Origin of the sequence: Actinomadura sp. CNU-125 (assembly GCF_001942465.1) — a bacterium.
In the GTDB taxonomy this organism is placed as follows: Bacteria; Actinomycetota; Actinomycetes; order Streptosporangiales; family Streptosporangiaceae; genus Spirillospora.
In genome coordinates, this window is the sequence record NZ_MKJY01000137.1 from 1 (window position 1) to 13,496 (window position 13,496).

Genomic DNA, 13,496 nt, shown 5'->3' on the forward strand with positions numbered 1-13,496 from the left:
GGCCTGGAGTTCCTGGCCAAAGCCCGCCTGCGCGTCATCGAGGACACACCCGACCCCAAGATCGACCAGCGAGAACTCACCGCTTAACCTGCAGAAACAGGATCACGCGGAGATCAACTCTTACACCACTCCGCTGGACGTGACCGACGGCCGGCAGGCCGTCGTCCGGCAGAGCCGCGAAGCACCGCTCGAACCGCTTGCGTTTCGTAGCGCCTTCTTCACGCGCCAACACCGGCAACCCAAGGCGCTCGCACGCCGCATCAAGCTCGTCGTGGGGATGGCCCGCCACGTACGCCTCCGCGGGCCCTTGAAGATCCCGCCGCAGCTTCACCAGGTCCACTTCGCCCGCCATCCGACGAGTCTGACGCAGACATGCCGAACTGGCCGTAGAAATCGGCACACCTGCCTTGCTTACGGCCGTCGGGGCCGACGCCCTTGCAAGTAGCGCATCCCCGCCACGTCCGCGGGGATGATGCGCGGGGCGATCCGCTGAGACGGCTTCGGTCGACACCGAGGAGATCATCCGCTTCCGGGATTTGGCCGGATGCGGCCGATTCCCCACTGCGGAACGCCCGGATTCAGCCCGTGACGGGAGCCGCTCGGAGACCTTCTGAATGTACCCCTACTAAGTACCTGACCAGGAGATACGGGCGGGCGAGGCCGTGCCCGGTATGCAGGGACTACGGGGCCCGCCCCGGAAAATGATCTTGTAGGTTGGGAGTCTCCGAAACGAGCGCTCGTCCTTCCACGAGGAGCGATTCCCGGCGACCGCAGCGCGGTTCGCAGCGGGTTCGCACCGCCGTCTACACGTGTGGAAGCGCCGCGGGACCGTGCAGACTAGGTCGTGGCTCCGGGCCGCGAGACATGAGCGCGGCCCTCCCGATGATCTTTTGGCAGAGGCACGGGAGAGCCGCGGTACCCGAACCATGGAGGTCGAGTGTCTAGAAGTGTACGTCGAGTCCCCGAGGACGCGCAGCCTCCCGAACCCCCCGCGATCAGCCCGACGATGCTGCTCATCCTGCTCATCCTGATCCTGGTGGGGTACGCCGCTTACCGGGATCCGCAGCTAGCGGCCGCGCTCGGCGCGGTGGGGGTGATCGGCGCGCTCCTGTTCGTCATCGTCCGCGAGCGTTGACCTGTCGGACATCAGGACATCCGTGGTGTGCGGCCCGCCGCGCCTGTGCGGCGGGCCGCACACCACGGCCTGGCCGCGTCGGCTTCGGCGCGATGCGCCCCCGCGGCCGCGAGTAGCCCGCGCCGGTACGACGCCCGCGGCCCCGGTCAGCGTGTCGGCGCACGTCATCGCGAATGCCCGGATCTCTTCGACGGCGCGCTTGCGAGCTCCCGCTCGTACTGCTGCTCGTGCTCGGGCTCGGACGCGAGCCGGTACGCCTCGACGGCCCGCCGACCACAGCGTTCCGCTCAGACCATGGCCGGGGTGAGAGCCGGGATGGTGATGCTGTTCGTACGGCGGAGGCGCCGGCGAGGGCAGGGCTGCGGGCGCTTCGTGACGGATTGGCCGACCGGGTCACGGCCGTCGTGCCGCACGCGCTGCAGGTCTCCTCATACGCAGGCGATGAACCGACACGTTCACGCTACGAAGCGAAGAACCGCCCTGTAATCGTGCGGATACTGGCATCGCGCCGTACTGAAATCGCAGTACGAACTACCGGAATCGCGGCACCGCCGCGGACCGACCCCGTGCCCGCCCACCCGTCCGGCACCCCACGGTGTTCAGAGCTGGTCGTCGTCATGGCCGTGGGCGGGCACGGGGTCGGATGTGTCCGTCAACTCGACGTCGCCTCGCACGCCCGCGACGCTCTCGGCCAACAGCCCCAATCTGGAGGCCCGGCTCAGTGAGTCGTCCCCAGTTGACCGGCCAGCCGTGACCGGGCCGCAGCTACCGCCTCTTGGCCCCGGGCCGCCGAACGACAGGAAGATCGCCTGCCGATCCAGTGGCCTGGGTGAATGGCTCCGGCCTCTCCCGCAGGTAGGTGCGTGCAACCTCGCCGAGCTGCACACCGTCCATCGGAGCGCTGGCAACCAGTGCCGCAAGCAGCTGGGCGCGCGACACCTGCACGCCCTCCGCCGCCGCGAGCGCCACCAGGACCTGCAGGCGATCGTCCACAGCATCTGGCCACTGCACCGACGTCGTGCGTTTCGCTGAGTCCTTGAGGAGTTCCATACCCCCCTCTCCGAGAAGCCTAGGCATTCAATATCTAATGAATATATAATAAGTCCATGACGGCGACCTCGATCAGGAACCAGTGGCGGGACGACCATCCGCCCGCATCTGCGGTGACCGTCGCAGGGCGCCGTCTACGTCCGACTGCGGTCTTCGACACCTACTGGCGCTTCGCGGTTGAACGTCAGCGGGTCTATCTCTCGCGGCTGGCCGGTGAAGCCGACCCGTGGACCAGCGATCCGATCTTGAATCAGCATCGGTTCACCAACTGCTACCGGGCGGCCGACCGGGTCAGCCAGTACGTGATCACACAGGTGTCCTACCGCGGCCCCATGGACTGGCCGGAGGTGTTCTTCCGGACCCTGCTGTTCAAGCTGTTCAACCGGATCTCGACCTGGCGGCTACTGATCGGCGCGGTCGGTGAGATCAGCTGGCGCGCGTACTCCTACGAGACCTTTGACGCTGCCTTGAGCAGGGCGTTCGCGCGGGGAGTACGGCTGTATTCGCCCGCGTACGTGATCCCGCAGCCTCCGTTCGGGGAGGGCCGCAAGCACAGAAACCATCTCAGGCTGCTGGAGGCGATGATGGCCGCGGATGCTCCAGGTCGCCTGGCGGAGGCGGGCTCGATGGCCGAGGCGTTCGAGATCCTCAAGGCATATCCGGGATTGGGTGATTTCCTCGCCTACCAGTTCTTGATCGACTTGAACTACAGTCGGCCTCTGGACTTCAGCGAGATGGAGTTCGTCGTGGCCGGGCCGGGCGCGCGCGATGGAATCCGCAAGTGCTTCGGGCCTGCCGCAGGTGGCATCGAAGCCGAGGTGATCCGCTACATGGCCGACACCCAGAGCGAACATTTCGAACGCCTGGGCCTGGAGTTCCCCGGGCTGTCGGGTCGGCCACTACAGCTCATCGACTGCCAGAACCTCTTCTGCGAAGTCGACAAGTACGCGCGTGTCGCGCACCCCGATGTCGTCGGGATCAGCGGCCGCAGCCGGATCAAACAGACGTACCGGCACGACCCGGCCCCGATGACCGCGTGGTTCCCACCGAAGTGGAAGATCAATACGGCAAAGCTTCCCCCGGCGGATCCGGTGCGGGGATGATGCATCACCTGGTCCGGGTCCGGGTTCGGCCCGGGGCGGCGTCGGCGTGGACAGAGGAGGGCGACATGATCGATCAGCAAGGGGCGACGGTGACCGACGGTCAGGCGGCTGAGGCGTTGTGGCTGTTGGTGCACACGATGGAACGGCTCGGGGCCCGCATTCACCGTGACCTTGACGTGGAGGCCGCGGACGCGGCGCCGCCCGCCGATCCAGTCTGGGCGCAGACACTGAGTGACTTCAGCGCCTTCGCCGACGACTGCATGACCACGCTGGCCGACGACCGAGTCCGAGCCGTCCTTGCCGCCTGCCCGCCGCCCCCCGGCCTGCCCTAAAGGGCCAGGCCAGGAAGCGTCTCCGGCTGGGCCGCCACCAGCCCGGCCCGGCGGCGGAAGGGCTCTTCTATCTGAGCCTGCCCTGCGACGATCGTGAGTCGGCCAGTCTCCAGACCGGCCTGGCCGACGACATGGTCCAGCAGCCGCCCGAGCCCCAGGTAGTTGCCGTAAGCTCGCTGGACCATCGACTGGCTGCGGTAATAGGCCAACGCGTGCACCTTGCCGGCGGCGTCCAGCTGGAACGAGCAGTGGCTCATGCAGGGGAAGCTGCCCGGCGTGTTGTCCTTGCCCGGGACGTAGATCGGTGAAAAGGCCTCCACCGGAGCCGAGCCCGGGTCGACAAACTCCTTCCCCATCGCCTCGTTCTCGGTGGCCTTGTCCTTCATGGTCTCGGGCGTATGCGGCATGGGCTGATCGACCAGCGCCTCGTACCGGGTGAACCGCGCGCGGCCCCCCTTCTGCATCCGGGCGATGGCGGCGCCCAGTTGGTCGACGGGCCCCTTGGGGCCCGGGTAGTCGATTAGCCGGGCGAAGTAGGTGCCCAGGTGGTTTCCCTTGAACTTGAGAAGGCGAGGGAGGTACTTCAGGTATCGCTCGACCAGTTCGTCGTGGTCGGCGCAGGTCGCGGCGAGGGCGGCGGGGAAGATCGTGTTGGCGACAGTGTCGGCGGGCGGCAGGTCGAGGTCGCGCAGCAGCATGTCGACCGCCGCCCGGATCGGCTCCTCCTCGGTCGTGGGATCGTCGATGGACACCACCATGTGCAGCGCACGCGGGTCGCTGCCCTTGCGGTCCAGGGCGCGGACTGCCTCCAGCCACGCCTGCGACACATTCGGTGCTGAGATGCACGGAACTGGCATTGGATGGTTTCCGTTTCTCGCGGTGAACGGATCATGCTCTCCCGGCCGGGCCGGGCCGGGCCGGGGCTTGGTCGCGACGGGTTGTCGTGGCGGAGCTGGTAGGGGCACCAGCTCAGACCAGTTCGTTGAGTCCGTCGCGCAGAGCGGGGACGGGGGCCAGAGTGGCCTGCCATCCGGCTTTATCCTGCGGCTCCAAACGCAGCGGGCCGCCGGTGCAGAACGCGTCGGTGATGTCGAGCTCGATGGGCCCGCCGTTCTCGAACTCCAGCGCCAGCGCGCCCTGGTCGGCTGCTGAGGCCGGGTCCGCGCGGCTGACTCCGGGAGGCAGGACAGCAGGCGTGCTCGCGGGGCCCTGTACCAGCGGTGAGTCGATCACCAGCCGGTCACCCGGGCGGACGTGCAGGACGGCGCCGTCGCTGGCAGTGCCAAGGACCCAGACCGAGCCCGAGCCCGTCGGCGGCACCGCCAGGCCGGCGCCTGCCCGGTCGCGCAGCGTCGCCTTCGGCACGCGGGCCCAGCGGGCGGCCTCCCCCTGGGAGATCAGTTTGATGGCGGCCAGATGGCGCACCGTGCCCCGGTAGGAAGTGCCCAGGTGCAGCGCCACCTGATACGCCTCGTCGGGGCGGGTGATGCGGTCGATCCCCAGCAGCTCGATCACCTTGCGGGCCGCCGTCCGCGGCATCAAGAACGCCGCGGCGAACGCCTCGGCCTCCTTCTCCCGCGTCGGCCACGTCCCCGGGTCGGGGTCCTCGAACACCTGGGTGATGTCGGATGTGCACTGGCCATGACCGAAGACGTGATGGCCGAGTTCGTGAGCGGCGCTATGCCGCTGATCGATGGGGCTGCGGTGGGTGTTGAGGACGACGCCCGCCTTCCTACCGCCCTTGCCGGAGATGGCGGGCAGATAGGCCCCGAACAGGTCGGCCATCGGCTGGCCGAACACCAGCAGGCCCGCCCGCCCCAGCGCCTGGTACACATCGATGTAGGCGCGTGGATCCAGACCCAGGTCACGGTGGGTTTGCGTGGCTCGGATCATCGCCCGGCCGTGCGCCAGTCCCCACGTCACCGCTCGCGCTCCCCGGCCTGGTTCTGCTCGGCCTCGTCCTGCTGCTCCAGCTCGGCGGCGTGGGCGGATTGGAGGAACTGCGCGAAACTCACCACCTTCTCCCGGTCGCTCTCCGTCAGTGGAGTCAACGTACGCGCCAGCATCTTGGCGGCATGATCGGTCACCACGGCGTCGGGATCCTCGTCCAGGAAGTAGCCGATCGGGCGCTTGTAGAGCCGAGCGAGTTTCCGCAGCTCCAGAATGTCCACCTTGCGGGCACCCCGCTCCACGTCACTGACGGCCGTCCGCGGGATACCGGTGCGGTCGGCGACCAGCTGCTGGGAGAAGTTCAGGTACTCCCGGGCCATCCGCAGCCGTTCCCCGACCAGGTCCCATCCCGGGCTCCACTCCCGATCATGCGTCGTGTTCTCCTCGAAGCTCATGACGTCTCCTCACTGGCGGCGGCCTGGGCGGCAGCGACGATCGTGTCGGCGAAACTCATCACCGACCGCAGGGAACGGGCTGCCTCGTTGTCGGCCGGGATCCGGACCCCGTAACGGTCCTCGACCCGGGTCAGCACCTCGACGATCAGCAGAGAGTCGATCGGCAGCACGGCCCCCTTGCCCTCCAGTTCCGCTCGCAACTCTGCAGGGTCGCGGTGCTGCTCGGCGGCCATCAGATCGATGGTGATCTCGACGACCTCCGCACGTGTCACGTTCACGACGGTCATCCTCACCCCCCTTGTAGCGTTTTCCGGAATCTGTCGTCCGACAATGCCACACTGTGGTCTTGCCCGGCAATCGATGTCGGAAAACCAGACACAGGGGGACTGTGTGGATCTGAACGAGTACCAAGCCGCCGCCCGTAAGACCCTCCAGCACGGTAAGGAGCCGGCCGACGCCGTCGCCATCCCCTTGCTGGGGCTGCTCGGGGAGGCCGGCGCCATCGCCACCGCCTACAAGAAGCAGCTGCGCGACGGCCGCGCGAACCCGACCTTCAAGGCCCAACTCCGGGAGGAACTCGGCGATGCCCTGTGGTATCTGGCGATGCTCGCGGATCAGGCCGAGCTGGATCTGGCCGACGTCGCCGCCGCCAACCTGCACAAGGTCGCCGACCGCTGGCGTCCCACCGCGACCGACCAGATCCCCTTCGACCAGGACTATCCACCGCACGAGCAACTGCCCCGCACCGGCCGGTTCATACTGCGCCTGACCGAGACGAACGGCACTACCAAGTCAGTCCTCACCTGGGGCGGGCAGGCCGTCGGGGACCCGCTCACCAACGCCTCCCACATCGACGACGACTACCGCATGCACGACATCTTCCACCTGTCGTACGCCACGGTTCTCGGCTGGTCACCGGTGATGCGGTCGCTGCTGCGCCGCAAGCGCCGCTCCAACCCGCACATCGACGAGGCCGAAGACGGCGGGCGCGCCATCGCCATCGAGGAAGGCATCTCCGCGCTGGTGTTCTCCTACGCCAGCCGGCACAACTTCCTGGACGGCAAAGCCCACATCGATAACGAACTCCTGGACGTCATCGGATCCATGGTCGGCCATCTCGAGGTCGGCGCCCACCGCGCCGCCGACTGGGAGAAGGCCATCCTCACCAGCTACACCGCCTGGAGGCAGCTCCGAGCACAGGGCGGCGGGGTGATCGACATGGACATGTCCACCCAGTCCCTCACCGTGTCCGCGCTGCCCGCCATGGAGAACGACTGACTCCCCGGAGGCCGATCGTCAATTGCGCGCTTTGCTGACGCCAGCAGCCCGCCAGCGGGCCGAGGCCCGGACGCGCCCCGCCGCTGGGCGGGGCGTAGGAAGCCCAGGTGCCTAGTGCGGTGTCCAGGAACGTTCACCGGTTTGGTCATGCGGCTTTGGGTCGGGGGCGTCCCCAGCGTTGCCGGCGTTCGCTGCGGACACGGGCGCGTTCGCGGCGTTGGGCGGCCAGCACGTCGGGGTGGCGGGCGTTGGCGTTGCGCCAGCGCAGGTAGGCCTGTAGTTCCCGGGCCAGGACGGTGTGGTTGGGATGGTTGGAATTGCCCATCACGAAGGTGCGCAGCGGCCCGAAGTGCGCCTCGATCGGGTTGGCCCAGGAGGTGTAGGTCGGGGTGGGGCACAACTCCACGTTGTTGCGGTCCGCCCAGGCTCGATCTGCGGGGTCTTGTTCGCCGAGAGGTTGTCCAGGATGACGTAGACGGGTGCGCCGTCGGGGCGGGCTGCGCGGATGCTCTTGAGCGCGGCCAGGGTGTTGGCGCCGCTTTTGCGGCGTCGGGTGACGCCCCACAGGGTGTCGGTGCCCACCGAGTAGCAGCCGTGGAAGTAGCGGACGCCGTGGGTGCGGTGGTAGGTGCCCGGCAGCCGGTCGGGCCGGCCTCGCGGTGTCCAGGCGGTGCCGTGGCAGGGGCGGATCGACAGCGGGCCGAACTGGTCGAAGGCGAAGCACCGGTCGGGGAACTGGCCGGTGACGTGCTCGATGCGGTCGAGTTTGGTGTCGAAGTCGGGGTCGTTTGAGGTCTTCCAGGTTCGGGTGCGCTGGAAGGTGATGCCGCGGGAGTGCAGGATCTGTCGCAGCCGTTCCCGGCTGATCTTGATCGCGGGTTCGCGCTTTAATCCGTAGGTTGTGGGTTCGAGTCCCACGCGACCCACCACCCCTGACCAGGGCAAACACCATCCACGGCGACCTTGGTCGCTCCCACCTGGGGTCGTACTGAGGCCGTCCTGGGTCCCGGGCGTTCCGGACACAGCTGACGGCCGCCTGACCTCTCGCCCGGCCGACGCTTCACCTGTCCCCTGGGCATGACTGATCATCGCATCGACTCTCAACCGGTCGACACGCGAGGCGTATTCGGTTAGCCCTTCAAACGTCGACGACGAGGAACGAGGGAGCCAAAAGGCTCTAGAACTGCGCAGTCGCGGCCTGACGCCGGTGTTCAGCGTCGTTGCGGGCGACCTATCTGGCGTGCGGGATGGGCCGACGAGGCTACCGGTCGCGATGCCGTCTTCCGGCCGCGGCGGCGTTTCTTGCGGCTGGTTGCTCGGCGGCGGGTCCGGCTGGTGCCCGGGATTACGCCTCGCGCTTTCATGACGTGGGCGGCGGTCTTTTCCGCGGCGCGGTGGGCGACCTCGGGGAGGACGGAGGTGTAGGTGTCGGCGGTCAGCACGATGCTGGAATGCCCGAGCATGTCCTGTACCACTTTCAGCTCCACACCGGCTGCCAGGGCGAGGGTGGCGGCACCGTGCCGCAGGTCGTGCAGACGGATCGGCGGCAGCCCGTGCACGGCGATCAGCGTGCGGAAGATGCAGCTGAGTCGGTCCGGCCCCAGGAGATCGCCGCCGGGTCGGGTGAAGAGGTAACCGCTGTCCCGATAGGCCTCCCCCGCTTGCTGCTGTTCCTTCTGCTGGAGATCGCGGTGGGCGCGCAGGGCGGAGACTGTCGTGCGGTCCAGGGCGATGACGCGCTCGCTGGAGGCGGTCTTGAGCGGGCACGCCGTCACATGGCCTTGATGCTGCTGGATCTGCTGCGAGATGGCCGCGACGCCTTGCTCCAGGTCCACGTCGCACCAGCGCAGCCCGGCCGCCTCCCCGCGCCGCAACCCGCGCAGAGCGATCAGGTGATACGCGGCGTAGAGACGGTGGTCACCGAGGGCGTGGAGGAACTCGGCGGTCTGCGCCGCCGTCCACACCGCGACCGGCGGACGCTCCCCCGTCCGTTGCCAGTGTTCGACCCGCGCTGCGGTCCACACCACCGCGCGCGGACGCCGGGCGGGCGGCAACTCCACCCGTGCGGCTGGATTGTCGGACATCAGGCCTCGGCGGAGCGCGGCGTTGAGGGCGGTGCGCAGCGTCGCCCGGATCCGGTTCAGGGTGGCCGCCGTCAGTGGCCTTCCTTGACGCTCGTGGTCGCGGGCGATGCGCGCGAACATCGCCTGCAGGTGCGAGACCGACAGCTCGGCCAGCGCCACGGTGCCCAGGTACGGAGCGAGGTAGAGACGGACGTGGCTCGCGTAGCCACTGACCGTGGACGCCGCACCGTTGCGGGTGGCCAGCCAGTGGGAGAGCCACTCGCCCACCGTGACGAGCTCACCGCCTGAATCCGAGGGCGCCCGAAGCCGGGCCAGAGCTTCCTCGGCGGCTTTCCTGGTGGGGAAGCCGCCGCGGCGGATCCGCCGACGACGGCCATCAGGGCCGACCGGCAACTCGACCCGCAGGTACCAGCTGCCATGCCGTCGGCCGGCCGCCATGTTCGGGCAGCGGTCGCCCCACGCCCTCCCCGTTCGCGAATCCACGCACCCGCACCGTCGGTAGACGTCACCGGCACTCTTCGTAATCGCCATTCATGCTTCGTACACCGAAGACATAGATCGTTGTGAGTCTCTTGCCAACCCCTCGGCAGAACAGGCATGGCGCATCGAAAGGATCAGGATGTTTCTCCGCCTTGTCTGTGACAACCACGTCAGTGCGCAGGGGCTCACCGGTTCTCGCGGGCTGGTCGGCTGACTGCTGTGACACGTGTCAGAACGGGGGCTCGTGAGTGGGGTCGTCAACCTGCAGCAGCTTGGCCGGGCTGGGTTTGGGGTGTTGGAGGATCGCCACGGCCTCCTTGATGCGGCCGAGGTCGATGAGGTAGTCGGCCAGAATGCTGCCGCCATCGTCTTGTTCGAGGAGGGCGACGGCCTCCTCGGTGCGTCCGGCGTCGGCCAGCAGCTCGGCGATGGCCCAGGTGTCGCGCTCGGGATGTGTCATCGCCAGGTGGATCGCCTCCTCACGGCGGCCGCACGCGACCAGCAGCGGGAGCCGTATCCTGAAGAATTCCCATGCCTCTTCGCCGTCGCGCGCCTTGAGGGCGTCGAGATACGCCAGGCCGTCCTCGGGACGGCCCTGGTCGGCATAGTGGGTGCACAGCATATCGACGATCCAGTCCTCCTCCCCGCCGGGCGAGTCCGCGAGCGAGCGCAGCACCTCCGTAGCTTCCTCGCCCCGTCCGTGCCGCACCAACAGCTCCACGAGACGAACGGCCACGTGGTTCCTACCGAACCCTGAACGCCGCGGCTGCCGGTACACCGCGATCGCACCCTCCACGTCACCGCGCGCCTCCAGCACCTCCGCAAGGCACTGCGCGGCGGTCCCGAGGGACTTGGCCGCCGCGTACTCACGCAGTTCCTCGATCCGGTCGTGCCGGGCCAGCAGGTCGGCCAGTTGGTCTCGGCCGTTGACCGAGGTGGTTTCCCGGGTGTGCAGCAAGGCGATCGCCTCCTCGACGCGGCCTTGGCGTTCACGGATCGCCGCGAGCAGGTCGACGGCGTTGAAGGGTTCGATCCCGCGGCGGCTGCACGACGCGTCGTCGCAGCTCCGGGGCGCATCGATACAGGCGGTCAGCAGCGCGGCGGCGTCCTCGTCCCGTCCCGCGCCCTCGGCGACGTCGACCAGGACAGCGGCCAGCCACGCATCCTCGACATGCGGGCGCAGCAGAGTGAACGCCTCATCAGCCCGGCCATGCCGCGCGAGCAGACGCGCGACGAACCCCAGCGCCGAACGCTCTCCCGCCTCCGCATGCGGACGGGCCAGCACGATCGCCTCGTCGCCCCTGCCCCACTCCTCCAACATCGCCGCCATGGCCTCGACGGCCTTCCACCACCCCGTGGCGACATACGGGGCGAGTACTTCCGACGCTTCTGCTCGCCGACCCTGTTCGGCGAGCAGCCGTGCCTGCTCTCGAGCGCAGAACCACTCCCCACGACGGGCCTGGAACTCCACCTCATCGGTATGGCCGAGTTCGATGAGCCGCGAGACCAGGTGTGGAGGAATGCAAGCAGCGTAAGTCCTGGTCTTGTAGTCAAGATCAGCGGCATCCATGGACGTGCACCCTAGCCTCCGCCTCGGACGTGATTGAGGCCCTTTCAGCGCACCGACGTCGTCGCTGTGGTGCCTGCTAATCGAGGGGCTTCGGACAACGCCGATCTGCGGGTTTCGCCAGAGGCGGTAGCTTCACCCGCGGACCCTCACCCGTGGTCTACCGAGGCTCGGCAAGCGCATATCTGTCGCCGTCCTGACCCGGCTCCCGGGGGTCCAGCGGCACGGCGCGGTTGACGATGAGCATGTCGGCGACGAAGGCGGCCACCTCACCGTCCGGGCCGCGGCCACGATCCAGGTCGGATACGATCCGTCGCCCCACCGGCCGGGAACACGATGAGATTGGCGCCCGTCGCGGGGTCGGTGAATTCGGGGGTCTCGTCGTCCTCGTCAGGTCCGAACTTCTCCTCAAGGGCCTTGTCCGCGATGCTCGCCAGGGCCTCCACGGCTACGGCGTCCACGAAGCATCCGAGCCCGGAATCGACGCCGAAGCCGAAGAACTGTCCCTCGCCCAGCGTGCGGGGGTCCTGGCTTTCGAGCAGCGCGAGTTCCCAACTCGTCACGGGCACGTCGCGGACGGCGAGCCTGGCCGCGGCCATCCGCCGGCGTTCCGGCCAGGCGCCCGAACGGACCCAGGACAGCATCAGGTCGTACTCGCCCGGCAAGATCGCCGTTGTGAACGGTTCGGCGCCGCCCTCCAGCCAACCGGGGTCGGCGGCCGCGCCCCTGCCGGACGGCATCCGCAGCATCCTGGCCCGCCGCACCTCGACAGTGACCTCGCCGCCAAATTGGGGTGTGTCAACTTAACGGCTGATCTTGGTTGTTGAGGTGTTCAGTTGGCGGTCGGGGTGAGTCGGCCTTCGAACTCGATCTGGAAGGCGTTGAGAGGCGCCTTCCAGCGCATGGTCCACCGCTTGCGGCCCTTGCCGGTCGGGTCCAGGGACATCAGCGCCATGTAGACGCACTTCATCGCTGCGGCCTCGTTCGGGAAGTGCCCACGGGCGCGCACAGCCTTGCGTATCCGCGCGTTCACGCTCTGGGCCCAGCCGTGCGCGGCGGGGCCGCGGTTCAGCTCGGCCTCCAGCTGCGCGAAGGCCGCCCGGTCCAGCCGCGGCCGTCCGTGCGGGCCCTTGGATCGCAGCGCCTCGGCTCCGCCCTCGCGCCAGGCCCGCCGCCATTTCTCGACCTGCCGCAGTCCGACCCGCAGGTCGGCGGCGATCCGGGCGTTGGGCCGTCCTTCGGTGAACCACTGTGCGGCCTGCATGCGTACTTGTTCTCGTTTGTCACGGCCGGCGGCGGTCATTCCGCCGCCCTGGGGGTATCTGGTCATGTCACCGGCATACGCCTGCACCGACGGTCCGTCGACTTACCCGACCGCCATCACCCAATAACCCTGGTTAGGAGTCCGCGCCGCGCGGGCGGGCTCGCACCACGATCAGCAACCTGCCGTCACCAGCAACCAGGGACGGCAGGAACACGCCGCGACACCTCGATTCACTCGACCAACCGTCAGGGCTGCCGCTCTGCGCCGGCCTTGTTCGAGAGCTCACAGTCCAGAGATCCGCAGGCATCAGAACGGCGCCCCGCACGGCGAACGGCCAGGCCCGCTGGCATCAAGCACCGGCCGTTCTGCCTCTATTAGACCTCCGGCGGCGCACGGACGTGGTCGGGATCTTCCCGGACCGGGCCGCGATCGTTCGGCTGGTCGGGGCGGTGCTGATGGAGCAGACCGACGAGTGGGCCGAGGCTCGCCGCTACATGGGTCTGGAGTTTCTGGCCAAAGCCCGCCTGCGCGTCATCGAGGACACACCCGACCCCGGGATCGACCGGCGAGAACTCACCGCTTAACCTGCAGAAACAGGATCACGCGGAGATCAACTCTTACACCACTCCGCTGGAGGTGACCGGCGACCTTCGCCGGGTATCCAGGCTCATCGAGGAGGGTGAGCAGGATGCTGGTCGGGGTCGGTCATGGCCCTGTCGAGCCGGTTCATCACGTCGACCCGGGAAGCACTGGTTCGCTGACTTATCTGCCGCGCTCGCTATGAGGTGCCACGGATCTTCCGGACAGGGCCCCAACTAGAGTTGGGGAGAACCGGAAGGGAAGGTCGTTGGCACGACA

Annotated in this window: 14 protein-coding genes and 3 pseudogenes; 5 read left to right on the plus strand and 12 right to left on the minus strand. The window is 68.1% G+C overall.

The genetic code is table 11. The features are described 5' to 3' along the window. Window positions 1-76 precede the first annotated feature (76 nt). Complete coding sequence (locus tag BJF79_RS17660) at window positions 77-340, minus strand: hypothetical protein (RefSeq protein ID WP_075898842.1); 264 nt, start codon at window positions 338-340, stop codon at window positions 77-79. 597 nt (window positions 341-937) lie between these two features. Here BJF79_RS17660 and BJF79_RS53420 point away from each other — a divergent pair. Next, a complete protein-coding gene (locus BJF79_RS53420; RefSeq protein WP_143219999.1) occupies window positions 938-1,135 on the plus strand; it encodes a hypothetical protein in 198 nt (65 codons plus the stop codon). A 765-nt stretch (window positions 1,136-1,900) separates the two neighbouring features. On the opposite strand, the gene BJF79_RS17665 is transcribed toward BJF79_RS53420, so the two are convergent. Continuing rightward, window positions 1,901-2,185 carry a hypothetical protein gene (locus BJF79_RS17665; RefSeq protein WP_075898864.1) on the minus strand — a complete coding sequence of 95 codons (285 nt, stop codon included), beginning with the start codon at window positions 2,183-2,185 and terminating at the stop codon, window positions 1,901-1,903. Window positions 2,186-2,241: 56 nt separating this feature from the next. Between BJF79_RS17665 and BJF79_RS17670 the strand changes: the two genes are divergently transcribed. Together BJF79_RS17670 and BJF79_RS17675 are read left to right on the plus strand one after the other, a co-directional pair. Continuing rightward, window positions 2,242-3,288, plus strand: coding sequence for a nucleotide kinase domain-containing protein (locus tag BJF79_RS17670; protein WP_158079206.1), 1,047 nt, complete (start codon window positions 2,242-2,244; stop codon window positions 3,286-3,288). Window positions 3,289-3,353: 65 nt separating this feature from the next. Beyond that, the gene (locus BJF79_RS17675) at window positions 3,354-3,620 is read left to right on the plus strand and encodes a hypothetical protein (RefSeq protein WP_075898866.1); all 267 of its coding nucleotides are present in this window, start codon (window positions 3,354-3,356) and stop codon (window positions 3,618-3,620) included. Here BJF79_RS17675 and BJF79_RS17680 read toward each other — a convergent pair. The 4 genes from BJF79_RS17680 to BJF79_RS17695 all read right to left on the minus strand — a co-directional run bounded on the left by BJF79_RS17680 (window position 3,617) and on the right by BJF79_RS17695 (window position 6,252). After that, the gene (locus BJF79_RS17680; protein WP_187357013.1) at window positions 3,617-4,447 is read right to left on the minus strand and encodes a hypothetical protein; all 831 of its coding nucleotides are present in this window, start codon (window positions 4,445-4,447) and stop codon (window positions 3,617-3,619) included. The genes BJF79_RS17675 and BJF79_RS17680 overlap by 4 nt on opposite strands. A gap of 142 nt (window positions 4,448-4,589) precedes the next feature. Beyond that, on the minus strand, window positions 4,590-5,543 hold the full coding sequence (locus BJF79_RS17685) for an ImmA/IrrE family metallo-endopeptidase (protein WP_075898848.1): 954 nt from the start codon (window positions 5,541-5,543) through the stop codon (window positions 4,590-4,592). Beyond that, window positions 5,540-5,965 carry a helix-turn-helix domain-containing protein gene (locus BJF79_RS17690; protein ID WP_075898850.1) on the minus strand — a complete coding sequence of 142 codons (426 nt, stop codon included), beginning with the start codon at window positions 5,963-5,965 and terminating at the stop codon, window positions 5,540-5,542. Before BJF79_RS17690 ends, BJF79_RS17685 begins: the two co-directional genes overlap by 4 nt. Further along, entirely contained in the window at window positions 5,962-6,252 is a 291-nt protein-coding gene (locus tag BJF79_RS17695; protein ID WP_075898852.1) for a hypothetical protein, read from the minus strand. The genes BJF79_RS17690 and BJF79_RS17695 overlap by 4 nt, the downstream gene beginning before the upstream one ends. 103 nt (window positions 6,253-6,355) lie before the next feature. On the opposite strand from BJF79_RS17695, the gene BJF79_RS17700 reads away from it, so the two are divergent. Next, complete coding sequence (locus tag BJF79_RS17700) at window positions 6,356-7,243, plus strand: nucleoside triphosphate pyrophosphohydrolase family protein (RefSeq protein WP_143220000.1); 888 nt, start codon at window positions 6,356-6,358, stop codon at window positions 7,241-7,243. A 145-nt stretch (window positions 7,244-7,388) separates the two neighbouring features. Here BJF79_RS17700 and BJF79_RS60485 read toward each other — a convergent pair. The 6 genes and pseudogenes from BJF79_RS60485 to BJF79_RS60495 all read right to left on the minus strand — a co-directional run. Further along, window positions 7,389-8,122, minus strand: a pseudogene (locus BJF79_RS60485) (IS630 family transposase); the annotation flags it as partial. A gap of 332 nt (window positions 8,123-8,454) precedes the next feature. Next, window positions 8,455-9,810, minus strand: a complete 1,356-nt coding sequence (locus tag BJF79_RS17710; protein WP_262402194.1) for a tyrosine-type recombinase/integrase — start codon at window positions 9,808-9,810, stop codon at window positions 8,455-8,457. A 226-nt stretch (window positions 9,811-10,036) separates the two neighbouring features. After that, the gene (locus BJF79_RS17715; RefSeq protein ID WP_075898858.1) at window positions 10,037-11,377 is read right to left on the minus strand and encodes a hypothetical protein; all 1,341 of its coding nucleotides are present in this window, start codon (window positions 11,375-11,377) and stop codon (window positions 10,037-10,039) included. A 266-nt stretch (window positions 11,378-11,643) separates the two neighbouring features. Then, window positions 11,644-12,114, minus strand: a complete 471-nt coding sequence (locus tag BJF79_RS17720; RefSeq protein ID WP_158079207.1) for a DUF4241 domain-containing protein — start codon at window positions 12,112-12,114, stop codon at window positions 11,644-11,646. Between the two features lie 92 nt (window positions 12,115-12,206). Continuing rightward, the gene (locus tag BJF79_RS60490) at window positions 12,207-12,515 is read right to left on the minus strand and encodes a transposase (protein WP_262402195.1); all 309 of its coding nucleotides are present in this window, start codon (window positions 12,513-12,515) and stop codon (window positions 12,207-12,209) included. Further along, window positions 12,492-12,704 (minus strand): annotated as a pseudogene (locus tag BJF79_RS60495) (helix-turn-helix domain-containing protein); the annotation flags it as partial. The gene BJF79_RS60490 and the pseudogene BJF79_RS60495, both read right to left, overlap by 24 nt. A 311-nt stretch (window positions 12,705-13,015) precedes the next feature. Between BJF79_RS60495 and BJF79_RS17730 the strand changes: the two are divergent. Next, a pseudogene (locus BJF79_RS17730) lies at window positions 13,016-13,222 on the plus strand (transposase); the annotation flags it as partial. Window positions 13,223-13,496 lie beyond the last annotated feature (274 nt).

Bases quoted from the DNA above. Each gene is read 5' to 3' on its own strand.
- BJF79_RS17665 (WP_075898864.1), bottom strand. From the start codon at position 2,185: ATGGAACTCCTCAAGGACTCAGCGAAACGCACGACGTCGGTGCAGTGG.
- BJF79_RS17670 (WP_158079206.1), top strand. From the start codon at position 2,242: ATGACGGCGACCTCGATCAGGAACCAGTGGCGGGACGACCATCCGCCC.
- BJF79_RS17675 (WP_075898866.1), top strand. From the start codon at position 3,354: ATGATCGATCAGCAAGGGGCGACGGTGACCGACGGTCAGGCGGCTGAG.
- BJF79_RS17690 (WP_075898850.1), bottom strand. From the start codon at position 5,965: ATGAGCTTCGAGGAGAACACGACGCATGATCGGGAGTGGAGCCCGGGA.
- BJF79_RS17695 (WP_075898852.1), bottom strand. From the start codon at position 6,252: ATGACCGTCGTGAACGTGACACGTGCGGAGGTCGTCGAGATCACCATC.
- BJF79_RS17715 (WP_075898858.1), bottom strand. From the start codon at position 11,377: ATGGATGCCGCTGATCTTGACTACAAGACCAGGACTTACGCTGCTTGC.
- BJF79_RS17720 (WP_158079207.1), bottom strand. From the start codon at position 12,114: ATGCCGTCCGGCAGGGGCGCGGCCGCCGACCCCGGTTGGCTGGAGGGC.